At 66.2% G+C, this 21,399-nt stretch carries 22 protein-coding genes and 3 pseudogenes; 12 read left to right on the top strand and 13 right to left on the bottom strand.

Annotated elements, in window-relative coordinates; all coding sequences use genetic code 11:
• Window positions 1-832, bottom strand: an 832-nt coding sequence (locus NFL01S_RS30940) for an SAM-dependent methyltransferase (protein WP_063916102.1), incomplete at its 3' end; no start/stop codon positions are given.
• Window positions 833-1,112: 280 nt separating this feature from the next.
• On the opposite strand from NFL01S_RS30940, the gene NFL01S_RS30935 reads away from it, so the two are divergent.
• Both NFL01S_RS30935 and NFL01S_RS30930 read left to right on the top strand, forming a co-directional pair.
• Window positions 1,113-1,589, top strand: coding sequence for a nuclear transport factor 2 family protein (locus NFL01S_RS30935; protein WP_062979850.1), 477 nt, complete (start codon window positions 1,113-1,115; stop codon window positions 1,587-1,589).
• An 89-nt stretch (window positions 1,590-1,678) separates the two neighbouring features.
• Window positions 1,679-2,353 (top strand): TetR/AcrR family transcriptional regulator, encoded by a 675-nt coding sequence (locus NFL01S_RS30930; RefSeq protein WP_063916101.1) that lies wholly within the window; start codon window positions 1,679-1,681, stop codon window positions 2,351-2,353.
• Here NFL01S_RS30930 and NFL01S_RS30925 read toward each other — a convergent pair.
• The gene (locus NFL01S_RS30925) at window positions 2,316-2,741 is read right to left on the bottom strand and encodes a nitroreductase family deazaflavin-dependent oxidoreductase (RefSeq protein ID WP_062979849.1); all 426 of its coding nucleotides are present in this window, start codon (window positions 2,739-2,741) and stop codon (window positions 2,316-2,318) included. The genes NFL01S_RS30930 and NFL01S_RS30925 overlap by 38 nt on opposite strands.
• Before the next feature lie 87 nt (window positions 2,742-2,828).
• Between NFL01S_RS30925 and NFL01S_RS30920 the strand changes: the two genes are divergently transcribed.
• The 3 genes from NFL01S_RS30920 to NFL01S_RS30910 all read left to right on the top strand — a co-directional run bounded on the left by NFL01S_RS30920 (window position 2,829) and on the right by NFL01S_RS30910 (window position 4,785).
• Window positions 2,829-3,809, top strand: coding sequence for an AraC family transcriptional regulator (locus NFL01S_RS30920; protein WP_062979848.1), 981 nt, complete (start codon window positions 2,829-2,831; stop codon window positions 3,807-3,809).
• 23 nt (window positions 3,810-3,832) lie between these two features.
• On the top strand, window positions 3,833-4,261 hold the full coding sequence (locus NFL01S_RS30915) for a VOC family protein (RefSeq protein WP_063916100.1): 429 nt from the start codon (window positions 3,833-3,835) through the stop codon (window positions 4,259-4,261).
• Between the two features lie 92 nt (window positions 4,262-4,353).
• The gene (locus NFL01S_RS30910) at window positions 4,354-4,785 is read left to right on the top strand and encodes a pyridoxamine 5'-phosphate oxidase family protein (RefSeq protein ID WP_062979846.1); all 432 of its coding nucleotides are present in this window, start codon (window positions 4,354-4,356) and stop codon (window positions 4,783-4,785) included.
• A 180-nt stretch (window positions 4,786-4,965) separates the two neighbouring features.
• Here the strand turns inward: NFL01S_RS30910 and NFL01S_RS30905 are convergent, their stop codons facing one another.
• Complete coding sequence (locus NFL01S_RS30905) at window positions 4,966-6,369, bottom strand: DUF1254 domain-containing protein (protein ID WP_062979845.1); 1,404 nt, start codon at window positions 6,367-6,369, stop codon at window positions 4,966-4,968.
• 122 nt (window positions 6,370-6,491) lie between these two features.
• Between NFL01S_RS30905 and NFL01S_RS30900 the strand changes: the two genes are divergently transcribed.
• Window positions 6,492-7,520, top strand: a complete 1,029-nt coding sequence (locus NFL01S_RS30900; protein ID WP_062979844.1) for an ABC transporter substrate-binding protein — start codon at window positions 6,492-6,494, stop codon at window positions 7,518-7,520.
• Window positions 7,521-7,544: 24 nt separating this feature from the next.
• Here NFL01S_RS30900 and NFL01S_RS30895 read toward each other — a convergent pair whose 3' ends face one another.
• Complete coding sequence (locus tag NFL01S_RS30895; protein WP_062979843.1) at window positions 7,545-7,949, bottom strand: DUF202 domain-containing protein; 405 nt, start codon at window positions 7,947-7,949, stop codon at window positions 7,545-7,547.
• A 67-nt stretch (window positions 7,950-8,016) separates the two neighbouring features.
• Window positions 8,017-8,232, bottom strand: a pseudogene (locus NFL01S_RS37400) (YidH family protein); the annotation flags it as partial.
• A 145-nt stretch (window positions 8,233-8,377) separates the two neighbouring features.
• Here NFL01S_RS37400 and NFL01S_RS30890 point away from each other — a divergent pair.
• Window positions 8,378-9,706, top strand: a complete 1,329-nt coding sequence (locus NFL01S_RS30890) for a DUF1214 domain-containing protein (RefSeq protein ID WP_062979842.1) — start codon at window positions 8,378-8,380, stop codon at window positions 9,704-9,706.
• Here NFL01S_RS30890 and NFL01S_RS30885 read toward each other — a convergent pair.
• From NFL01S_RS30885 to NFL01S_RS30880, 3 genes and pseudogenes are all read right to left on the bottom strand, one after another.
• Window positions 9,693-10,184: an RDD family protein gene (locus NFL01S_RS30885; RefSeq protein WP_062979841.1), complete on the bottom strand. Its 492-nt coding sequence runs from the start codon at window positions 10,182-10,184 to the stop codon at window positions 9,693-9,695. The genes NFL01S_RS30890 and NFL01S_RS30885 overlap by 14 nt on opposite strands.
• A gap of 135 nt (window positions 10,185-10,319) precedes the next feature.
• Window positions 10,320-10,616, bottom strand: a complete 297-nt coding sequence (locus NFL01S_RS35875; RefSeq protein ID WP_157117135.1) for a hypothetical protein — start codon at window positions 10,614-10,616, stop codon at window positions 10,320-10,322.
• Between the two features lie 2 nt (window positions 10,617-10,618).
• A pseudogene (locus tag NFL01S_RS30880) lies at window positions 10,619-10,998 on the bottom strand (transposase); the annotation flags it as partial.
• Here NFL01S_RS30880 and NFL01S_RS30875 point away from each other — a divergent pair.
• From NFL01S_RS30875 to NFL01S_RS30865, 3 genes are all read left to right on the top strand, one after another.
• Window positions 10,997-11,659 carry an MFS transporter gene (locus NFL01S_RS30875; RefSeq protein ID WP_371851877.1) on the top strand — a complete coding sequence of 221 codons (663 nt, stop codon included), beginning with the start codon at window positions 10,997-10,999 and terminating at the stop codon, window positions 11,657-11,659. The pseudogene NFL01S_RS30880 and the gene NFL01S_RS30875 overlap by 2 nt on opposite strands.
• A 344-nt stretch (window positions 11,660-12,003) precedes the next feature.
• Window positions 12,004-12,882, top strand: coding sequence for an ABC transporter ATP-binding protein (locus NFL01S_RS30870; RefSeq protein WP_062979839.1), 879 nt, complete (start codon window positions 12,004-12,006; stop codon window positions 12,880-12,882).
• On the top strand, window positions 12,879-14,063 hold the full coding sequence (locus tag NFL01S_RS30865) for an ABC transporter permease (RefSeq protein WP_062979838.1): 1,185 nt from the start codon (window positions 12,879-12,881) through the stop codon (window positions 14,061-14,063). The genes NFL01S_RS30870 and NFL01S_RS30865 overlap by 4 nt, the downstream gene beginning before the upstream one ends.
• A gap of 34 nt (window positions 14,064-14,097) precedes the next feature.
• Here NFL01S_RS30865 and NFL01S_RS30860 read toward each other — a convergent pair whose 3' ends face one another.
• The 5 genes and pseudogenes from NFL01S_RS30860 to NFL01S_RS30840 form a co-directional block, all read right to left on the bottom strand.
• Complete coding sequence (locus NFL01S_RS30860) at window positions 14,098-14,445, bottom strand: PIN domain-containing protein (RefSeq protein WP_245670964.1); 348 nt, start codon at window positions 14,443-14,445, stop codon at window positions 14,098-14,100.
• Between the two features lie 77 nt (window positions 14,446-14,522).
• A complete protein-coding gene (locus NFL01S_RS30855; protein WP_033241277.1) occupies window positions 14,523-14,807 on the bottom strand; it encodes a hypothetical protein in 285 nt (94 codons plus the stop codon).
• Between the two features lie 101 nt (window positions 14,808-14,908).
• A pseudogene (gene ilvC / locus NFL01S_RS30850) lies at window positions 14,909-15,940 on the bottom strand (ketol-acid reductoisomerase); the annotation flags it as partial.
• Between the two features lie 81 nt (window positions 15,941-16,021).
• Window positions 16,022-16,525 carry an acetolactate synthase small subunit gene (gene ilvN / locus NFL01S_RS30845; protein WP_062979835.1) on the bottom strand — a complete coding sequence of 168 codons (504 nt, stop codon included), beginning with the start codon at window positions 16,523-16,525 and terminating at the stop codon, window positions 16,022-16,024.
• Entirely contained in the window at window positions 16,522-18,447 is a 1,926-nt protein-coding gene (locus NFL01S_RS30840) for an acetolactate synthase large subunit (RefSeq protein WP_062979834.1), read from the bottom strand. Before NFL01S_RS30840 ends, ilvN begins: the two co-directional genes overlap by 4 nt.
• 283 nt (window positions 18,448-18,730) lie before the next feature.
• Here NFL01S_RS30840 and NFL01S_RS30835 point away from each other — a divergent pair, with 283 nt between their 5' ends.
• Both NFL01S_RS30835 and ilvD read left to right on the top strand, forming a co-directional pair.
• The gene (locus tag NFL01S_RS30835) at window positions 18,731-19,336 is read left to right on the top strand and encodes a PH domain-containing protein (RefSeq protein WP_168433954.1); all 606 of its coding nucleotides are present in this window, start codon (window positions 18,731-18,733) and stop codon (window positions 19,334-19,336) included.
• 207 nt (window positions 19,337-19,543) lie between these two features.
• Complete coding sequence (gene ilvD / locus NFL01S_RS30830) at window positions 19,544-21,385, top strand: dihydroxy-acid dehydratase (RefSeq protein ID WP_062979833.1); 1,842 nt, start codon at window positions 19,544-19,546, stop codon at window positions 21,383-21,385.
• Window positions 21,386-21,399: the final 14 nt, after the last annotated feature.

Genomic DNA, 21,399 nt, shown 5'->3' with positions numbered 1-21,399 from the left:
AAGCCTTGCAGCCCACGGCCGCGTACCCCGCGGCGGGCGGGCGGGCCGCGCCGGTAGGCAACTCGGTTACCTCGGCCGGGTGCGGGGGCTTCTCCCCCGCATACCAGTCTTCGATCGCGACGATTCCGGGTTCCAGTACCTCCAGGTCACGGAAGAATCGGGACACCCCACGGTAGTCCCGCGCTTCCATTTCGATACCGCTCGCCCGGTACGCCTGCACCGTCCCCTCGACCATCGCCGGATCGAAGTCGGTGGTCAGATGGGTCATCACCAGATACGAACCCGAGGGCAGCGGCGCGAGCAGTGAATCGACGATGTCGTAGATCCGGTCGCCCGGAACGAAATGACACAGCGCGATGAGGCTCAATGCCACCGGTTCGGTGAAGTCCAGGGTTTCGCGCACCGTCGGATCGGACAGGATGCGTTCCGGGTCGGTGAGGTCGGCGTGGACGTACCGGGTTACGCCGTCGGGTGTCCCGATCAGCAGCGCGCGGGCATGGGCCAGAACGATCGGATCGTTGTCCACGTAGACGACCCGGGCGTCGGAGGCCGTTTCCTGAGCTACCTGGTGCAGGTTCGGTTCGGTGGGAATGCCGGTGCCGATATCGAGGAATTGGCGGACACCCTGCTCGCTGAGATGGCGTACCGCACGCACCATGAACGCCCTGTTGTCCCGGGCTACGCCGCGAACCGAGGGAATGGCCTGCTCGATTCGCTCCGCGGCCGCCCTGTCGGCGGGGTAGTTGTCCTTGCCGCCGAGGAAGTAATCGTATATGCGGGCGCTGTGGGCACGATTCTGCTGAAGATCCACCGAACCTTTGTGTGCTGCCACGATCTACTCCTCATTCCAGCGATGATGTCTGCTACGTCGAGTAAACCATTGCGGTTGCAATCACACTCCCGCTCGTAGCCGCAGACTTTGCTACCTCGTTTGCCTGCCGGATCGGCGGTGATCCGCGGACGCACCCGGCACCTGCCGATCGTTGATGACGGCTACGTTGATTTTAGCGACGTTCTGTCGTAATCTTTACGACAGAACGTCGCATAAAGCCTGGGATTGTGGCGCCCCAGGCACCACAACCCCTTACGTCGCCGAAGTGAATGGAGCGGGAATGACGAACACACCTACCGATCGCGCCGAAATCATCGAACTGATGAGCCGCTATGCCGACATAGCAGACCTGAAGGAGTTCACCGACTTACCCCGCCTCGTCTTCACCGACCCGCTCACACTGGATTTCGAGTCCGTCGCCGGCATCCCGCCGATGACCACACCACTCGGCGACTACCTCCAGATCCTCCGCGCCTCCTTCGCCCCCTACACGGCGACTCACCATGCCATCACCGGTCACGTCGTCGATATCGATGGCGACAACGCGTCGATCCATGCCCACGTCCGGGCCGAACATTGGGTCCCGCAGGACATTGCCGGTGACGGACCCAACTGCTGGCTGGTGGTCGGCTTCTACGACAACGAGGCGGTTCGCACGGCGGACGGCTGGCGTCTCAGCCGCGTGAAACTCACCTCGGCCCACCAGGAGAATGTCCATCTATCGGCCGCCGGCCTGGCCGCCGAACAGGCACCGTAACAGCAGAATGGGCCTCGGAGAACGCAGCCGGCCGTATCCGAGTCGTTGCGGATAAGCAATGAAAACTGCTGTACAGAAAGGATTATCGGATGCCGCGCATCCAGGGCGCCAGTATCGAGGAGCACCACGAAAAGGTGTGGACCGACCTCGCCGAGGCGATGCGGCAGCTCCTGCTCGAACGCGACTACGACTCGATCACCATGGGCCATATCGCGGCCCACGCCGGACTCGCGCGCAACACCCTGTACAACTACGCGCGCGATAAGAGCGGACTGGTCCGGGCGCTGGCTCAGCGGGCGAGCCGGCCCGCGCTCGAACGGGTGGCCGCGATCGCCGCGCGCTCCGCGGACTCCGCCGCGGACCGGATGCACGAGATCATCGAGGCGATCCTGGATGCATCCACCGGCCAGGCCATGCAGTTGATGTTCCGGCCGGGCTCCGCCCCCTTGGTCGCCGAAGTACCGAAGGGGGCGGACAACCCGTTTCTCGCGATCGTGGCCGAGGTGGAAAACGTGGTCCGAGACGGGATCGCGCGCGGGGAGTTCCGCGATATCGGCGATGTGCCACTCGTGGTGGAGCTACTGTCCGGCGCCATGCGTTCGGGCGCCGAACGCGTCGGCCGAGACCCGGCTGCCTTCGCCGCGACGGTCGCCGCGGCGCGCGAGATCGTGCTCGCGACACTGGTCCCCCGCCCCGACCTGCCACGTGAATCGAAGCAGCCTCGCGTCAGTGCCCGATCCGCTGCAACTCGACGACGGGAATGACCCGGTCGGTCTTGCGCTGATACTCGCCGAACTGAGGCTGCACGGCGACCTGTTTGGCGTAGACCTCGTCGCGCTCGGCCCTGGGGAGCACACGAGCGGCGACCGAGAACTTCTCTGCGCCGTACTCGACGGTGGTGTTCGGGTTGGCCACCAGGTTGTGAAACCAGGCCGGGTGCTTCGGACTGCCACCCAGGCTGGCGAAGACGAAGATCCGGTCACCCTCGACGTATGGGACCAGCGGCGCGATACGTTCGACGCCCGATTTCGCGCCTTTGTGATGCACCAGAATCAGCGGGGAGCCTTCGAAGAAACCGCCGACGGTGCCGCCCTTCTCCCGGAACTCGGTGATGACCTGACTGTTCATCTCGATGACGTCATTCGCATCCATGGCACGACCATATGCGGTAAAGGTTGAATTGTTCGATAGCAGAATTGACCAAGAACATATCCGTTTGTCGCACTACCATCGACCGGTGTGGACATTCTTGCCGACATACTGGCGGTTGGCGGCGTCCGTGGCACCGCCGGTGCACGCATCGAGGCGGGCGGCACCTGGGGGATCTCCTGGGACGCGCGCTGCAACGCGGTGTTCTATGCCGTCGCCTCGGGCACCGCATGGCTGTGCCTGCCCGGCCGGGAAGCGCAGCAGCTCATGCCCGGCGATGTGGTGCTGTTGCCGGGCGGGACAGAGCACGCATTGAGCAGTGCTCCCGGCGTGCCGCTGACCCCGTGCGGCGGGTGCGGCGGCGACGCGGCGATGGAGAACGGCAGTGTGTTGCGCCTGGGCGCCGGTGAGGTGCAGACGCATATCCTCGGCGCGAGTTACGCATACGACCGCACGGTGTCGACGCAGGTGATGACGTCGTTGCCGCAGGTGCTGCATATCAGGGCCGACCACGGCGGCAACTGCCTCGACGACACCGTCCGGCTGCTGTCGCGGGAGTTGGCCTACCCGCAGATCGCGACCGCATTCGTACTCAACCGTTTGGTCGACATCCTGTTGGTGCAGTTGCTGCGGGTCTGGCTGGCGAAACGTCCGGACGAGGCGCGCGGATCCTGGCTCGGCATGCTGGCCGACCCGGTGGTCAGCGATGCGCTCGCCAGGATTCATCAGGAGCCGGCCCGGGGGTGGACCGTCGACTCACTCGCCGCGGAACTGACGGTCTCTCGCAGCACACTGACGCGGCGGTTCCGCGCCGTGACCGGTGCCGCGCCGGCCGACTACCTCACGCGATGGCGGATGGATCTGGCCGCGATCCGGTTGCGGGACACCGACGACACTCTCGATACCATCGCCCGCTCGATCGGCTACACGTCGGTCTACGCATTCAGTCGAGCGTTTCGACGGGCACGCTTACAGGCTCCGGGGCAGTTCCGTAGCGCGGCGCGGGCGACCGAACGCGTCCCGGCACCCCCTTATGGTGCCGCGCTCATTGAGCCTGGTTTACGGACGTAGGCGAGGCGGGCATTCTGTCGATCATGTCTCGACAGTTTCAGGTTGTCATCGATTGCCATGATCCGGATCGGATGGCCGCCTTCTGGTCTGCGGCCCTGGGCTACCGGGTCGACCCGGTTCCCGACGGCTACGACAATTGGATGGAATACCAGATCGGTCAGGGGTACGCGGAGAACGAAAGGGTCCGATTCGCCGCGGTACACAACCCGCAAGGGCCGGAGCGGCTGTGTTTCCTCGGGGTGCCGGAATCCAAAACCGTCAAGAACCGCCTGCACCTCGACATTCAGGCGACGCTTCCGGATGACTCGCCGGCGCGCAACATCGAGCGGGTCGACACGTTGGTAGCGGAACTGCGCCGCCTCGGCGGTACTGCGCAGCGGACCGGCCGGGAGCGCGGTCAGTATTTCGTGACCATGACCGATGTCGAGGGCAACGAATTCTGCGTGCATTGATCCGTGGCCCGAAAGCGCCTCCACTCCACTCCCTTTCCCGGCGGCCGCAGTGTTGTGGGAAGAAGGCCGCCGACCGGCCGGTTACATGCTGTATGCCGAAACCCTTCACCGAAGCCGAGCGCCAAGAATTCCTCGCGGGCCGCCACATTGCGGTGCTGTCGGTCGCAGCGACCGATGGGCGCCCGCCTGCCTCGGTCCCGATCTGGTACGACTACGTCCCGGGCGGTGATATCAGGATCAACACCGGCGCGAACCGGCGCAAGGCCAGGCTCATCCAGGAAGCCGGTGCGGTGACCTTGGTCGTCCAGCGCGAAGAGCTGCCGTATCAGTACATCATCATCGAGGGCACCGTCGTCGATACCGAGACCCCGTCCCCCCGGGGAGCGCGAGAAGCCATCGCCGTCCGCTATCTCGGCCCCGAAGCCGGACGCGCGTTCGCCGAGCAGATGGACGGCACCCAATCCGTCCTGTTCACCATCCGCCCCGACCGCTGGATCAGCCAGGACTACTCCGGCGACTTCTAGCCAGTACTGTCGGCACTGCGCCAGAGCTGTCGGCCGGGTCAGGCTGCACTGGGCCGGTCGGCGGCGACCGGGATCCGGTCCACGTTTTCCGTTCCGGCCGAGAACCTCCAACAACGGCGGACACAGGGTCGCCGGCTGTTCCACACTGTGGCAATGAGGCCCGGCAACTCGTGCCCGCGATCAGAGTCCTGGATCCGTTCGATGTACCGGCGGGGGCTTCCACCCGCCGGTCGTGGCGGCCGCCATCGGCTGATACATCCGCAGGACCAGGAAGAACGGGTGCGGCGGGCAGGGCAGCCAGGTGCTCTCGTCCGCGGGCGGCGCAGAACTCACCGTGATCAACGCCGGCCCCTCGGAGGGGCTCAGGCGTTCGGGGCCGGTGCCACTGCCGACCGCGTACCTGCCCTCCGGCGCGTCGTAGAGCCGGCCGGTATCGGCCTCGTAGAGAGTGATGCTCCAGAAGGCCTCGGCGGGCGGCGGGCCGGCGAGATCGATGCGGTAGGCGCGATCGCCCGCTCCGGTGAGTGGTTCGCCGGTGGCATCGACATAGGTGTTGTACGAACAGTTTTCCTCGACGACGTTCGCCGCGAGACCGACGAAGTTCATGACGGCACGCGCCAGGAAGTTGTCGCCGTGAGCACCCTTGTCCAGGACTTGCGTCCAGCCGGTGCCGACCGGTTCGCCGAGAAGTGAGCGTGACTCCGCCAGCAGCGCCAGCGCGTCGGCGAAACCCGCTCGCATACCCTGGCGGCTCGGTTCGTCCAGTTCGCCGGGGACTCGGTCGGCTGCACAGATGCCGAGCGCGCGGAACTGCTTGATATGCGCCGCGTCACCGGTGGGAGTGCCGTTGATCCGCAGTGAGATGTCCAGGGCGCGGAGGAAGGCTTCGGGTGAGGTTTCCACCCGAGCCTGATCCAGGACGGGCCATGATCTGCGGAGGTCGCCGTCGTGATGGATGTGGACGGCGTCCTGGAGCCGGTGGACATTCGGCAAGTCGCCGGGTCCGAACACCTGGATACGCAGCAGGATCCACATGAGCGGGGTGGCTACGCGGAACACGGTGTAGCCCGAGGGCACCGGGCCTGTCCAGTCGGTGGTGGCGATCAGGAAACGGCTGTGGCCCGGGTGGGTGCGGGCGCTGATGTTGCTTGCGTTGCTGTAGGCGTCGAGGAAGTTCAGGGTGTAGTAGCGGTGGCCGAAGCCGGGGAGTTCGAGCAGCGCGGGCCCGTGGGTGAGATCGAGCCAGGCGTTCGAATACAGGGTGTCGACGTTGGGTACGCGGAAGGCCCGATAGTTCGGACCGGCCGGCTCCCGGCTGTGGGAGAACTCGTTCAAACTCCACAGGTCGTCGCCGCCGGGTGCGCATTGCGCGCACATGCTTGCGTACTGATAGACGCTCGGCAACCCGTAGACCACCGCCTGGAGAGTCAGCGTGCGCGCCAGCACCTCCCGGCCGCCCACCCCGGCCGGGGTGATATCCGGCCGTGGGGAAGCGGTCAGCTGGTCTGCCGCTGCCGGCTCATAGGTCCGGACACCGCCTATCACGGAGGGTGACAGGTCGTTCTCGTCGCGGCCGCTGGGCATCCGCTTCACACTCCTCGCTGTTCGATCACCACCGCGCACCGTATGGCCCCGGAACGTGATTGACACCACTCTGCCATATCTGCTGAACTGATGTCAGTTCGACTCCAGAAAGTGAGATTGCGGTGGCGAGATTCAGACGAAGGCTGGCGGTGATCCTCGGCGCCGCGCTCGTCGCGGCCGGATGCGGTGGCGGCGGCACGACCTCTTCGGTCGAGGGCAGCTGGGCCGATGTCGTGGACGCGGCGCGAGAGGAAGGATCGGTACTGCTGTATTCGAGCCAGAACCCGGCGATCCTGGAAAGCCTGAAGACGGCCTGGAACGCGAAATATCCCGATATCACATTGGAATTCGTCCGCGGCACGGATGCCGATCTGATCCCGCGCATCGAAACCGAGAAACGGACCGGTCGCGGCACCGCGGACGTCCACGTCGTCACCGATGCCTCGTGGATCGCCGACGCCGCCGAATCCGGCAGCTACTCGCAGGCGTTGCGCGGACCCAACCGTGAACGACCGGAATACCGACCCGACCGCAGCATCAAGAACGACAGGTTCTTCCTGGATGTCGCCGCCACATTCAGTATGGGATGGAATACCGATGCGGCCCCCGGCGGGTTCGCCGATCCCCGCGACATGCTGGATCCGAAGTACACCGGCAAAATCGGCGTCGCCAACCCGGCCGGTATCGCCTCCTACATCGACCTCTACGACTACTACCGGGAGAGCTTCGGTGCCGATTACGTCGACCGGCTCGCGGCACTGAAACCGCGAATCTATCCCAGCGCCTTGGGAGTTGCGCAGGCACTGACCTCCGGCGAGGTCGTCGCCTCGCCCACGGTACAGCCGCTGGTCCAGGAGAAGGCCAAGGGCGCGCCGGTGGATTGGGCATTACCGGAGCCTTCTTGGGGTGTTCCGTTCTACGGACACATCACCGCGACTGCTCCGCATCCGAACGCAGCTCAGGTTCTCGCCGATTTCATGGTCGGTCCGGAAGCGCAGGCCGCACAGGCCATCGGCGTGGCCACCGCACTCCCCGGCATCCCCGGCGCCACCGCGGACGCACACGATGTTCGTATACCCGACCCCGCGAAGCTGACTCCGGATTACGTGGACCGCTCCTCGACGGAATGGCAGCGACTGTTCCAGGGCTGACTGGTCCGAATTCCCCTGGCCGGTTCAGCCGGACTCGCCGATCGCCCACCCGGCGGCCGCGCCACTGCACAGCACCAGCAGACAGAGAGCTCCGGACAATGCCACGAGCAGTGCCAGCAAAAGTTCTCGCAGACCGGTCGACGAGCTCGAATACACCATTTCGCGCTCGTCCTCGGCCAGTGAGTGGCCGGCAGTCGCCGGTCGAGACGAACCGCTCAGCATGATCACCAGGGTCGGTGCGACGGCAGCGAGGAACAGGACCGCAATGAAACCCTGGTCCAACTCTGCCATCACCCGGAAGGCCGCCAATTCGCAGATCAGCAGCGAACATCCGGTCCGCCGCCACGCCAAAGCGGTGCGTTCCAGTTGCAGCCCGCCATCGGTGAGCACGACCGTCGGCTGCTGCCCGCGCGGGCGGAGCGCCTTCACAACAGGACCGCCGCCAGCACCAGACCACCGGCAATGGCATATCCGCACGCAAGCTCCGCTCGACCCGGGCCCAGCTCAGCCACGCGGTCACCGGCAGCACAATCGAGCAGACGATCAGCAGAGCCGAGGCCAGCACACCGAGGACGGAACGGCCGCCGATCCCGAAGACCTGCAGCGCCGCCCCGGCCGCCATGAAGGCCACCGAGGTGCGTATCCAGGCAAGGTAGGTGCGTTCATTCGCCAAGCTGAACCTGGCATCCGGTTCGGCGCCGCGACCGTACACCCACGTGGGAAATCGGCGGCGAACCTGGTTCTCCGTCTTCGCCACCACGGCGTCTCCTTTCACCCGGCCGAGCACGACCGCAGGTTCGGCCTCCTACTCCCCACAGAAGTTTAATTGAAGTCAGTTCATTATCGATGGGTGCCCCATGACCAGTCGGAAACAACGCCTCGATCCCGAGGACATCGCACGCCGATCCGCGAAGCTGCACATCTGGGGTTTCCCCTACGTCTTCGCGCAGCGCCTGCGACTTCGCTTCACACTGCCGCTCACCCCGGACGCCCCGCGACCGGATACTTCTGCGGGCGCGGCACTGAACCGCCTGGGTCATCAGCGGCGGCTCTCGGACCCGACACTCACCAGCGGAGTCGCCCCCAACGTGGACACGCTGTACTCGCTGGCCTTCCTGGACCTCGCCGCCGGCACCTTCCGGCTCCGGCTTCCCGATTTCGGGGACCGGTATTACAGCATCCAGATCGGTGAGGCCGATTCCTCCACCGCGGCGACGCTCGGGCAACGCACGCACGGCCCCCGGATACCGGAGATCGTCGTTCACCACAGGCGTTCAGCGGCGGCCCCGGCCGATGCCGCCACGACGATCGCGTGCCGATCGCGATTCGTCATGGTGGCGATCCGAATACTCGCCGACCCCGGTCGCGCCGACGATCTCCGAGCAGTCCACGATCTACAGGATCGCATCGAACTCAGCGGGCCCGGCACGCCGGCGGACACACCACCGGAGCCCCTCCTAGAACGCGAACGGCAGGCCGAAACCCGGGACACCGCGGCATTTCTGGATTCGCTGAGCTCGGTACTCGCCGATACAGAGCCGGCCGAAGTACCCGAATGGGTCCGCGAAGCATTCGGCGACATACATGCCGCCCTGGGCGAACCGGAACTCCGCCGGTCCGCCGATCACGGTCTCGCTGAGGGACTCCGGGCGATCGAACAGCGCGTCACCGAACTCGGCCGCACGGTGAACGGATGGTCGATCAACGATCGCGGCACCGACTTCGGTGGCGACCACCTACTACGCGCCGCGGTGGCCTACTCCCAGATCTACATCAACCCCGCCGAAGAAGCGCTCTACCCGGTATGCGAGCGAGACGACCGGGGAATGCCACTGACCGGAACCCGCTGCTACACCGTCCGATTCGAACACGGGAACCGGCCGCCGGTGGACCAGTTCTGGTCGCTGACCGTCTACCACGCGAAAGGCCTGCTCTACGACAACGCGATCGACCGCTACGCGATCACCGATCGCACACCCGGACTACACACCGGCACCGACGGCTCCCTCACCATCCACCTGCAAACACAGCGGCCCACTCAGCCCGGCGCCAACTGGCTACCGTGCCCCCCAGGCCGTTTCCGGCTCATGCTGCGTCTGTACGGTCCGCGAAATCCGAGGTGGAATCCCCCACCGATCCGAACCACCGGCTGCGCGAAAGACAGGACAGGAGCTACTCGTCGATGACCTGGGTGCCGCCGGCAACGCGATCATGCCAGCCCTGCTTCGTCGGGCTGGAGCTGATCGTGAAGGCAATGGCGAGCGCCGCCACGAACCACAGCAACCCACCGATCCACGGGATCAGGTTCAGCAGCATGTAGACATTACGGACCGCCGAATCCTTGAGGCTGGGTTTCGGAGCACCATCCGACCCGTTGACGTGCAACCCGAGCAGCTTCTTGCCGGGCGTCGAGCCCGAGGAGACCTCGAAGGCGATGAAGTACAGCCAGCCGAAGGCTGCACCCGGGAGAACGGACACCCAGTCGGGCAGGTCCGCGACCACACCGAGCAGCCAGAAGAAGACGGCGCCGATGATGCCGGCGATGATCCAATCGATGAATCGGGCGCCCGCACGTTTACCGAGTCCGCCCGGTTTGATCCCCGACGTCTGGCCGTACGTGGGGTCTGCCTGGCCATACATGGGGTCGAAACCACCTGTGGTCATTACGCCTCCTGGCGAACGCTGCGGCCGGTTTGCCTGTCAGGTGCTGCACAGTGCATGTCGACTCTCAAGGATGACATACACGTAGGTGCAGCAGGTGTGACCGAAACCGATTCGTGTCCGGGTCGAGTCACAGGTTCAACCTGGCGGAGAGGCGAGGCAGACGGGCAATCCCGGGAGTCCGACCTCATCGCGCTCTACATCGATGCCCTGCGCGGCGGGCGGGCCCGGTTGCCCGAATCCGCCTGGCCCGCCTACCGGCAGCAGACGCTCTACCCCTACTTCGCCTGGATGATCACCATCGGCCGCGGCGCGCTGATGCCGGTATTCCAGCCGGCCGATATCCGCCGCGCGATCGTGCACCGCGCCTCCCAGGCGATCATGGACCTGGATGCACTGCAGGCGGTCGGGAGTGAACGCGTAAGGGATCGTCATCTGCCGTGCGCGGTCAGCGCACGGCAGATCGGAACGACCCCGAACCGAGCACGGCGCTCGGCGATGAACGCGCAAACTACCGCTGGCGCGGGTCGTTCGCCCGCGCGAAGAAAGACGTTGCCGCAGACACCATTTCGATTGCCTGCTCGAATTCGGCGATCTTGCGTTTCTGCTCACGGATCGTGCGCGCCGCCTCCGTCGTCGTCCCCTCTGCATCGCCGCGGTCGACCTCGGCCTGGCGGACCCACTTGCGCAGGGTTTCGGTGGTCATCCCCAGCCTCGCGAAGACCGCCTTCATCGCGGCCCACTCGCTGTCGTAGTCGTCACGGTGATCGACGACCAGCCGGACAGCCTTGGCCTTGGTCGCTTCGTTCGCAGGCATGATCTGCCCATCCTTCCCAAGAAAGAAGGTGGGCACCAAACCCGGGGCGGTTCAGGGATTCTTCGCCCACCGCGCGCGGGTCACCGCGAACCTGACCACAATGCTGCTCAGCGGAGCACTGTCGACCTCGTTCCTGCTGTTCACGTTCTATCTCCAGGACTATCTGGGAATGGGGCCGCTGGGAGCCGGACTCACCATGCTCCCGCTGGCCGTCTCGCTGATCGTGTTCTCCATGCTCGTGCCCCGGCTACTGGGCAGCTGGGGAGCCCGGGTCTGCGTGCTGGCGGGACTCGGTTTCACCGCGGGCGCAATGGCCATCATCGGGGTCGTCGCTGCCGTGAATGCGGGAGCGCCGTGGCTGATTCCGGCGATGCTGCTCATCGCGGCCGGGATGGGTTTCGGGATCGTGGGCCTGCAATACATCGCGGTCAGCGGTGTGACCGACGACGACGCCGGAATTGCCTCGGGCGTGCAGCGGGCCGCCGACCAGCTCGGAGGCGCGACCGGTGTGGCGGTCTGCGTCGGAATCGGTTTCGCTCCCGCTCTGCACACCGGCGACCCGTTCCTGATCACCACGCTGCTGGCCGGTGCCGGACTGCTCGCCGGTGTCCTGGTGCTCCGGCGCACGCCCGAACCATACGTCGCGGACGTACACGGGTAAGCGGAGGTGTCCGCCCGCGCCCGAAGTCCTGCGCGGGCGGCTCGCAAGCATACCGGTGGGCGGCCCCCGGATCCGTGGCTCGGGCTCGGGCTCGGGCTCGGGCTCGGGCTCGGGCTCGGGCTCGGGCTCGGGCTCGGGCTCGGGCTCGGGCTCGGGCTCGGGCTCGGGCTCGGGCTCGGGCTCGGGCTCGGGAGAGTATCGGCGAGATGGTCGCCCGGCCCGTACTCGGGACCTTCCCGCGCGGCCCCGGGCGCGGAGTCGTCCATCGTGTGTGCATGTTTCGCGGCCTCCCGTAAGACAGCGGCCGGGGTAGAGTCGGCCCGGACCACAACCGCGGAGGTTCGATGCTCGAGGTAACGCATCTGGTGCGCCGGTTCGGCGACAAAACGGCCGTCGACGATGTGACGTTCGAGGTGGAACCGGGCGCGCTCACCGGGTTCGTCGGCGGCAACGGCGCGGGTAAAACCACGACGATGCGGATGATCATGGGTGTACTGGCCGTCCATGGCGGCGAGGTGCGCTGGAACGGGCGTCCGGTGACGGTCGCCGATCGGCGTTCGTTCGGATATATGCCGGAAGAGCGAGGCCTGTATCCGAAGCAGCCGGTGCGGGATCAGCTGGTGTATCTCGCTCGGTTGCGGGGGCTTTCGGCGGCCGAAGGCCGGCGGCGGACCACGGAACTACTGGAGCGGTTCGGGCTGGGAGATCGGGCGAAGGACAAGCTGGAATCGCTGTCGCTCGGCAATCAGCAGCGGGTGCAGATCGCGGCGGCCGTGGTGACGCAGCCGGCGGCGCTGGTACTGGACGAACCGTTCTCCGGGCTGGATCCGGTCGCGGTCGATTCGATGGCAGACCTGCTGGCCGAATACGCCGCGCAGGGTGTGCCGGTGCTGTTCTCCTCGCACCAGCTGGATCTGGTGGAACGGCTGTGCGATCGGCTGGTGATCCTCGCGAACGGCCGGGTCGTGGCGCAGGGCTCGGCGGCGCAGTTGCGCGAAGCCGGTGCGCTGCGGTACCGGCTTCGGGCCGGCTCGGAAACCGGCTGGCTGAGCGAGTTCGCGGGGGTCAGCGTGGTCGAGCGCAACGGGTCGGGGGTGTTGCTCGAGCTGACCGGCGCAACCACCGACCAGGTCCTCACCGAAGCGCTTGCCCGCGGGTCGGTACAGGAATTCGCCGAGGTGCGGCCGTCGGTCGCGGAGATCTTCCGAGAGGTGACGGCATGAGCGGGTCGGGCCCGGAGGCGGCAGCGTGGCGGATCGTCACTGAGCGTGAAGTCATGGTCAAGCTCCGCGACCGCAATTTCTTGATCTCGACGGTCATCACGATCGTGGTGATCGTCGCCTCGCTGGCCATCAGCGGATTCATGAGCGGACGCACCGAAACAGTCGATATCGCGGTCACCGGGCCGGACGGCGGCCAGGTCGTGCAGACGGCCGGCCGTCTCGCCGAACTCGCCGACAGCAACGTTGCCTTCACCAGCACACCGGTGGCCGACCTCGCCGCCGTCGAACAGCAAGTCCGGGACGGGGAGGTCGACGCCGGCCTCGTCGCCGGACCCGAGGGGTGGCGGCTCATCGGCAAGGAGTCGGTGAACGACGACGTCAACACCTACGTGACCACCGCCGCACAGCAACTCGCGCTACAACGCAACGCCGAAGCAGCGGGCACCTCGCTGGAAGAACTCGGCCGGGGCGGCCAGGTCACCGGCGACGTGCTCGACGAGTCCGCCGTCGATCCGGGTTTCGCGCAAATCATGACGTTCGTGTTCGCGTTCCTGTTCTACGTCGCCTCACTGCTGTTCGGCATGTCCATCGCGCAGAGCGTCGTCGAGGAGAAGCAGAACCGTATCGTCGAGATCCTGGCCAGCGCGATCCCCCTGCGGCAGTTGCTGATCGGGAAGATCGTCGGCAACACCCTGATGGCCTTCGGGCAGCTCGTCCTGTTCGCGGGCGCGGGCCTGGCCGGGTTGGCGGTGATGGGAAATACCGACTACGTCACCCAGATCGCGGGTGCGGCCGGCTGGTTCATCGTCTTCTTCATCGTCGGCTTCCTCGCCCTGGCCAGCCTGTGGGCCGTGGCCGGTTCGCTGGCGACCCGCAACGAGGACCTGCAATCGACCTCCACGCCGCTGAGCATGCTGATCATGATCGTGCTGTTCCTCGGCATATTCGCCTCCGGCACTGCACAAACCGTCACCTCCTACGTCCCGATCGTCTCCATCGTCACCATGCCCGCCCGCCTCGCCGAAGGCACGGCCGCCTGGTGGGAGCCGCTCGTCTCCCTCGCCATCATGGCGGCCACCGCCTACGGAATCGTGGTCGTCGCGGAACGCATCTATCGCCGCTCACTGATGCAGACACAAGGACGCCTGACCTACCGCCAAGCACTGAGCGTCGAGGACTGACCAGCGAAGCCGACTGTTCGGCAGCCGGTACGGGTCAGAGGGGAATGATGCGGACCGTCGGACCGCACAGTGTGGACATATCGTCGGCATCGCTGGTCAGCACGACCACTGGAGTGGGCTGACGTAACGCCATTTCCGCGACTACGGCGTCGATGGCGTACTTGTGGCCGTGGAGTCCAGTGTCGAGCAGTAATGCCGAGGCGGCCCTTGCCGCTGCCTCGTCGACGGGTTCGATCCGAATACCGGACAGCAGCCAGTTCAGGCGTGCCCGGTTCGTTTTCCGGTGCGTCGCCTCGATGATGGTCAGCGCGCTCACGACGACCTCCATGCCACGCGCCCGCGCTTCCGCGACCAGTGCGACGACCGGAGCGGAATCGTCCACCAGCCGGGACAATCCCTGACAGTCGAGAACCGCAGTACCTCCCTGTGCAGGGGCCGGACGCCGGGATGCGGGTAGGGTCAGCTTGCCGTGGGCCATTGCCCCGGCTCGGCCAGCGCACGGTCGAACGCTTCCTTTGCGCGCTGCCGTTCGTCGGGCGGCAGCGGGCCACTGCGCTGCTCGTAGTCGGCGAGGTATTCGTCGAGGATCAGGCCGCGCAATTCGCGCTCGACCGCCGAGGCGACGAACGAGGAGAATTCCCGTTTGCCCACGCGGCGCCGGACGGCCTCGGCGGTTCCCTCGGACAGCGACAGGCTGATCCGCGTCGCGGGCCCTTCGCCGATACCGTACTCCTGTTCGCTCATGTCACCGATATTATCAAACCGATTAGGAAATAGAGCGCACCGAAAAAGGGCCCTTCCGCAATCGCGGAAGGACCCTTTTCAGCGCTGTATCAGCGAACCGCTCAGGCGGTTTCGGTGATCGGCCGGTCGACCCAGCTCATCAGGTCGCGCAGCTTCTTACCGGTGACCTCGATCGGGTGCTCGGCGTTGGCCTTGCGCAGGCCCTCGAGTTCCTTGTTGCCGCCCTCGACATTGGCGACCAGGCGCTTGACGAAGGTGCCGTCCTGAATGTCCTTCAGGATGTCCTGCATCCGCTGCTTGGTACCGGCGTCGATGACCCGCGGGCCCGACAGGTAGCCACCGAATTCGGCGGTGTCGGAGACCGAGTAGTTCATGCGGGCGATGCCACCCTCGTACATGAGGTCGACGATCAGCTTCAGCTCGTGCAGCACCTCGAAGTAGGCCATCTCCGGGGCGTAACCGGCCTCGACCATGACCTCGAAACCGGTCTTGACCAGTTCCTCGGTGCCACCGCACAGCACGGCCTGCTCACCGAAGAGGTCGGTTTCGGTCTCTTCCTTGAACGTGGTCTTGATGACCCCGGCGCGGGTGCCGCCGATGCCCTTGGCGTACGACAGCGCCAGGGCCTGGCCCTCGCCCTTCGGGTCCTGCTCGATGGCGATCAGGGCGGGCACACCCTTGCCGTCGACGAACTGGCGGCGCACCAGGTGGCCGGGGCCCTTGGGGGCCACCATGCCGATGGTGATCTCGGCGGCCGGCTTGATCAGGCCGAAGTGGATGTTGAGGCCGTGGCCGAAGAACAGCGCGTCGCCGTCCTTCAGGTTGGGCTCGATGTCATTGGTGAAGATCGACGCCTGGGCGGTGTCGGGGGCCAGCAGCATGATGACGTCGGCCCACTCCGAAACCTCGGCGGGGGTGCCGACGGTCAGCCCGGCCTCTTCGGCCTTGGCCCGCGACTTCGAGCCCTCCTTCAGACCGATACGGACCTCGACGCCGGAATCGCGCAGGCTCAGCGAATGCGCATGCCCCTGGCTGCCGTAACCGATCACCGCGACCTTACGGCCCTGGATGATCGACAGGTCGGCATCGTCGTCGTAGAACATCTCGACTGCCACTTGGTGGTATCCCTTCTGACTATTTCGAACCCGCGAAACGCGGGAAACGGTAAACGAGGCGTGAAAGACGGCCGGGCGCGGGGTGCGCCCGGCCGAGGTTCAGCGGGTGGCGGTGATGGATTTGGGTCCGCGGCCCACGGCCACCACCCCGGATTGCACGATCTCGCGGATGCCGTACGGCTCGAGCATCCGCAGCAGGGCGTCGAGCTTGGAGCGGGTACCGGTCGCTTCGACGGTGAGGGCGTCGGGCGAAACGTCGATCACCTTGGCGCGGAACAGGTTCACCGATTCGATGACCTGGGTGCGCACGCTGGCGTCGGCGCGGACTTTCACCAGGATCAGTTCGCGGGCCACCGAGGTGTCCGGGTCCTGCTCCACGATCTTGATGACGTTCACCAGCTTGTTGAGCTGTTTGGTGACCTGTTCCAGCGGCAGATCGTCCACGGTGACCACAATGGTCATCCGGGAGATGTCCTTGACCTCGGTCGCGCCCACCGCCAGGGATTCGATATTGAATCCACGGCGGGAGAACAGGCTGGCCACGCGGGCCAGCACACCGGGCTTGTCCTCGACCAGGACGCTGAGGGTGTGGGTTGTGCTCACTGGAGGTTCCCCTCGGTCTCGTTCTGCTCCCGGGTCATGGCCTCGTGGATGACCGCCGGTTCGGCGACCTGCTCGTCCTCGTCGAACAGCGGGCGGATCCCGCGGGCGGCCATGATCTCGTCGTTACTGGTACCGGCGGCGACCATCGGCCATACCTGGGCGTCCTTGCCGACGATGAAATCGATCACCACGGGGCGGTCGTCGATCGACTGCGCCTCGCGGATCGCGGCCTCCACGTCCTCTTCCTTCTCCACCCGGATACCGTGGCAGCCCAGCGCCTCGGCGAGTTTCACGAAATCCGGGATACGCAGGCCGTGGGTCTTGAGATCGGTGTTGGAGTAGCGCTGGTCGTAGAACAGCGTCTGCCACTGCCGGACCATGCCCAGGTTGCCGTTGTTGATCAGCGCGACCTTGATCGGCACACCCTCCACCGCGCAGGTGGCGAGTTCCTGGTTGGTCATCTGGAAGCAGCCGTCACCGTCGATCGCCCACACCTCACGGTCGGGCATACCCATCTTGGCGCCCATGGCCGCGGGCACGGCGTAACCCATGGTTCCGGCGCCGCCGGAGTTCAGCCAGGTGCGCGGCTTCTCGTACTTGACGAACTGGGCAGCCCACATCTGGTGCTGTCCGACACCCGCGCAGTAGATGGCCTCCGGACCGGCGAGGCGGCCCAGGGTTTCGATGACGTACTCGGGCGAGAGCGCACCGTCGGACGGTGCGGTCCAGCCCAGCGGATAGGACTCCCGAACGCCGTCGAGGTAGGTCCACCAGGCGTTCAGGTCCAGTTCGATTCCGGCCGGATCGGCGCGCAGGGTTTCGATCAGTTCGGTGAGCACCTCGCGGCAATCGCCCACGATCGGGACATCGGCGTGACGGTTCTTGCCGATCTCGGCGGGGTCGATATCGGCGTGGATGACCTTGGCGTCGGGGGCGAAGGAATCCAGCTGACCGGTGACGCGGTCGTCGAACCGGGCGCCGAGAGTGATCAGCAGATCGGATTTCTGCAACGCCGCCACCGCGGCCACGGTGCCGTGCATACCCGGCATACCGAGGTTCAGCTTGTGACTGTCGGGGAACGCACCACGCGCCATCAGGGTGGTGACCACCGGGATACCGGTGAGTTCGGCCAGCTCCAGCAGTTCGGCCGACGCCTCGGATTTGATCACGCCGCCGCCCACATACAGGACAGGGGCGGTGGCCTCGGCGATCAACCGGGCCGCCTCACGCACCTGCTTACCGTGCGGTTTGGTGACCGGGCGGTATCCGGGCAGGCGCATCTCCGGCGGCCAGCTGAAGGTGGTCTGCTCCTGCAGCACGTCCTTCGGGATATCGACCAGCACCACGCCGGGACGCCCGCTGGAGGCCAGATAGAAGGCCTCGGCGAGCATGCGCGGAATATCGATACCTTCCTTGATCAGGAAGTTGTGCTTGGTGATCGGCATGGTGATGCCGGAGATATCGGCTTCCTGGAAAGCGTCGGTGCCGATCAGGCTGCGCGCCACCTGGCCGGTGATCGCGACCATCGGCACGGAGTCCATCTGGGCGTCGGCGATAGGGGTCACCAGGTTGGTCGCGCCCGGACCGGATGTGGCCATACACACACCGACCTTGCCGGTGGCCTGGGCGTAACCGGTGGCCGCGTGGCCGGCGCCCTGCTCGTGCCGTACGAGCACATGACGCACCTTGGTGGAATCGAAGAGGGGATCGTAAACGGGCAGCACCGCGCCGCCGGGAATACCGAATACGGTGTCGACGCCGAGCTCCTCGAGGGAGCGGACGACGGACTGCGCGCCGGTGACCCGCTCGGGCGGGACCTGGCGGCGGTTCGCCGGGGTGGTCGGAGCACCGGCCGAGGCCGGCGGGTTCGAAGGCGCGGGCTTGCGGGCCGCGGGCCCGGGCCGGGTAGTTGGTGCGCTCACCGTCTTGGTTCCTTACTGCTTGTCGTTCACTTGTCCCGACATAAAAAATCCCCCGACAGCCGGTGGCTGTTCGAGGGTGGCGCGTCGCAGTGCGAGCTGACGTATGCGGATCGTCTGGCTCAGCGCTGGACGCGCCGGCCGATTACGAGCAACTCGATTCGATTCACGCGCATGACGGTATGTGTGCGTGTGGTGCAGAGTCAAACAGCTGACCGCTGTCTTCTCATTATGTGAGAAGGTAGCGGGTGCTCACGCCCGTCCACCATGATGCGAGGATGGTGGTGTGTCATCACCGCATCAGTCCGTGCCACCACCGGAATCGTCCCATATCCCCGCCGCCGCGGAGGTAACGGGTGGGGATACGGCACCGCCGGGACCGACCCGTGTGATCCGCATGACACGTCTGTCGTTCCTCGGGGTCGTCATCCTGGCGATGTGCGTGTTCTTCCCGATCGTCGGCTGGCCGGCCGCACTGTTCTGGCTGGCGCTGTTCCCGATCGCCGCCATCGTCTGGATTCTGCGCACCCAGACCACGGTGTCCCCGAACGGGCTGGATCTGCGCTCGGTGTTCTCCTCCCGGCATATCGGCTGGGAACAACTGAAGGGACTCAGCATCCCCAAACGCGGCTACGTGCGCGCACACCTCGCCGACGACACCGAGGTGCCGCTCCCGGCCGTGAGCTACGACCGCCTGCGCGATCTGGTGGACGCTTCCGGCGGGCGGATCCCCGATCCCTTCGCACTCCGAGACGCCGACCCGGCAGACGAGTCCGGCACGGAGTCCGCCGGCGACGAGGCAGGCGATACCGACACCGGCTCACGCAGCACCGGCACCGGCGACAACTCTTCCGGCGCGAACGACGCCGAGGACTCGCCTGCCAAGGGCTAGCACCGCTCTCCCGCTGCGGACTCGCACGGCGCCGGCGGCTCCCCGGCCATGGTTCACACCGGGCCCCGGCCGATACCGGCCCGGAGTCCGCTTCCGGCCGGGAGTAGCCTGAGAAAACGCCGATCGCACCTCCAGCAGCGGTCATCCGCGGCCGGGCGATACGGCGTCGTCGCATTGTCCAGCCCCGCGACCAGACCGAGGACACCCATGCCAGCGCTTCGTTCCCGCACCACCACTGTCGGCCGTAATGCCGCCGGGGCCCGCTCCCTGTGGCGGGCCACCGGTATGACCGATTCCGATTTCGGTAAGCCGATCGTCGCCATCGCCAACTCCTACACCCAGTTCGTGCCCGGGCACGTACACCTCAAAAATGTCGGCGAAATCGTGGCGGAGGCGATCCGGGAAGCCGGCGGGGTACCGCGCGAATTCCACACCATCGCCGTCGACGACGGGATCGCGATGGGGCACGGCGGCATGCTCTATTCGCTGCCCAGCCGCGAAATCATCGCCGACTCCGTGGAATACATGGTGAACGCGCACACCGCCGACGCGCTGGTGTGCATCTCCAACTGCGACAAGATCACCCCGGGCATGCTGAACGCGGCCATGCGGCTGAACGTCCCCACCGTATTCGTTTCCGGTGGGCCGATGGAGGCCGGTAAGGCCGTGGTCGTCGGCGGGGTCGCACAGGCGCCCACCGACCTGATCACCGCCATCTCCGCCAGCGCGAACAGCGAGGTGACCGAGGACGGGCTCACCGAGGTCGAGCGCAGCGCCTGCCCGACCTGTGGTTCCTGCTCCGGCATGTTCACCGCGAACTCGATGAACTGCCTCACCGAGGCGCTGGGTCTGGCCCTGCCCGGCAACGGCTCCACGCTGGCCACCCATGCCGCGCGGCGGGCCCTGTTCGAGCGGGCGGGCCGGGTCGTGATCGATATCGCCAACCGCTGGTACCGCGACGACGACGCATCGGTGCTGCCGCGCAGTGTGGCGAACGAGAAGGCCTTCCGCAATGCGATGGCGCTGGATGTGGCGATGGGCGGATCCACCAACACCGTCCTGCACATCCTGGCCGCCGCGCAGGAGGGTGAAATCGATTTCGACCTGCAGGCCATCGAGGAGATCAGCCGGCGGGTGCCGACCCTGTCCAAGGTTGCGCCGAACTCCGACTATCACATGGAGGATGTGCACCGCGCCGGTGGAATCCCGGCGATCCTCGGCGAATTGCATCGCGGCGGGTTGCTCGAAACCGAGGTGAGCACCGTGCACACCCCGACCGTCGACGAATGGCTCGACACCTGGGATATCCGTTCGGGTAAAGCCTCCGAGGAAGCCTTGGAGCTGTTCCACGCGGCACCCGGCGGTGTGCGCACCACCGAGCCGTTCTCCACCGACAACCGCTGGTCCTCGCTGGACACCGACGCTGCCGGTGGCTGTATCCGCGATATCGAACACGCCTACACCGCCGAAGGCGGGCTGGTCGTACTGCGCGGCAATATCGCCGTGGACGGCGCGGTCCTCAAGACTGCCGGTATCGACGAGGAACTGTTCACCTTCGAAGGCCCGGCCGTGGTGGTCGAATCCCAGGAGGAAGCCGTTTCGGCGATCCTCGGGAAGAAGATCCAGCCCGGCGATGTGGTCGTCGTGCGCTACGAAGGCCCGGCCGGTGGGCCCGGTATGCAGGAGATGCTGCACCCCACCGCCTTCCTCAAGGGCGCGGGTCTCGGCAAGGTGTGCGCACTGATCACCGACGGCCGGTTCTCCGGTGGCACCTCGGGCCTCTCGATCGGGCATATCTCTCCCGAAGCGGCCAGTGGCGGCACCATCGGCCTGGTGGAGAACGGCGACCGCATCCGTATCGACGTCACCACCCGCACCCTCGAGGTATTGATCGACGATGCGGTGCTGGCCGAACGCCGCGCCAAAATGGAGGCCCGGGAACGCCCGTGGCAGCCGGTGGACCGGCAACGACCGGTCACCACGGCATTGCGTGCCTACGCGGCCCTGGCAACCTCCGCCGACAAGGGCGCGGTCCGGCACGTGCCCTGAGTCTCCCCGGTCGC

Source organism: Nocardia flavorosea NBRC 108225 (genome assembly GCF_001613385.1).
Lineage (GTDB): Bacteria > Actinomycetota > Actinomycetes > Mycobacteriales > Mycobacteriaceae > Nocardia > Nocardia flavorosea.
Note: the sequence above shows the minus strand (reverse complement) of the source record. Positions and strands in the feature narration are given on the sequence as shown.

Coding starts and splice junctions, on each gene's coding strand:
- NFL01S_RS30935 (WP_062979850.1), top strand. CDS start 1,113: ATGACGAACACACCTACCGATCGCGCCGAAATCATCGAACTGATGAGC.
- NFL01S_RS30930 (WP_063916101.1), top strand. CDS start 1,679: ATGCCGCGCATCCAGGGCGCCAGTATCGAGGAGCACCACGAAAAGGTG.
- NFL01S_RS30925 (WP_062979849.1), bottom strand. CDS start 2,741: ATGGATGCGAATGACGTCATCGAGATGAACAGTCAGGTCATCACCGAG.
- NFL01S_RS30915 (WP_063916100.1), top strand. CDS start 3,833: ATGTCTCGACAGTTTCAGGTTGTCATCGATTGCCATGATCCGGATCGG.
- NFL01S_RS30910 (WP_062979846.1), top strand. CDS start 4,354: ATGCCGAAACCCTTCACCGAAGCCGAGCGCCAAGAATTCCTCGCGGGC.
- NFL01S_RS30905 (WP_062979845.1), bottom strand. CDS start 6,369: ATGCCCAGCGGCCGCGACGAGAACGACCTGTCACCCTCCGTGATAGGC.
- NFL01S_RS30890 (WP_062979842.1), top strand. CDS start 8,378: ATGACCAGTCGGAAACAACGCCTCGATCCCGAGGACATCGCACGCCGA.
- NFL01S_RS30885 (WP_062979841.1), bottom strand. CDS start 10,184: ATGACCACAGGTGGTTTCGACCCCATGTATGGCCAGGCAGACCCCACG.
- NFL01S_RS35875 (WP_157117135.1), bottom strand. CDS start 10,616: ATGACGATCCCTTACGCGTTCACTCCCGACCGCCTGCAGTGCATCCAG.
- NFL01S_RS30875 (WP_371851877.1), top strand. CDS start 10,997: ATGATCTGCCCATCCTTCCCAAGAAAGAAGGTGGGCACCAAACCCGGG.
- NFL01S_RS30870 (WP_062979839.1), top strand. CDS start 12,004: ATGCTCGAGGTAACGCATCTGGTGCGCCGGTTCGGCGACAAAACGGCC.
- NFL01S_RS30865 (WP_062979838.1), top strand. CDS start 12,879: ATGAGCGGGTCGGGCCCGGAGGCGGCAGCGTGGCGGATCGTCACTGAG.
- NFL01S_RS30855 (WP_033241277.1), bottom strand. CDS start 14,807: ATGAGCGAACAGGAGTACGGTATCGGCGAAGGGCCCGCGACGCGGATC.
- ilvD (WP_062979833.1), top strand. CDS start 19,544: ATGCCAGCGCTTCGTTCCCGCACCACCACTGTCGGCCGTAATGCCGCC.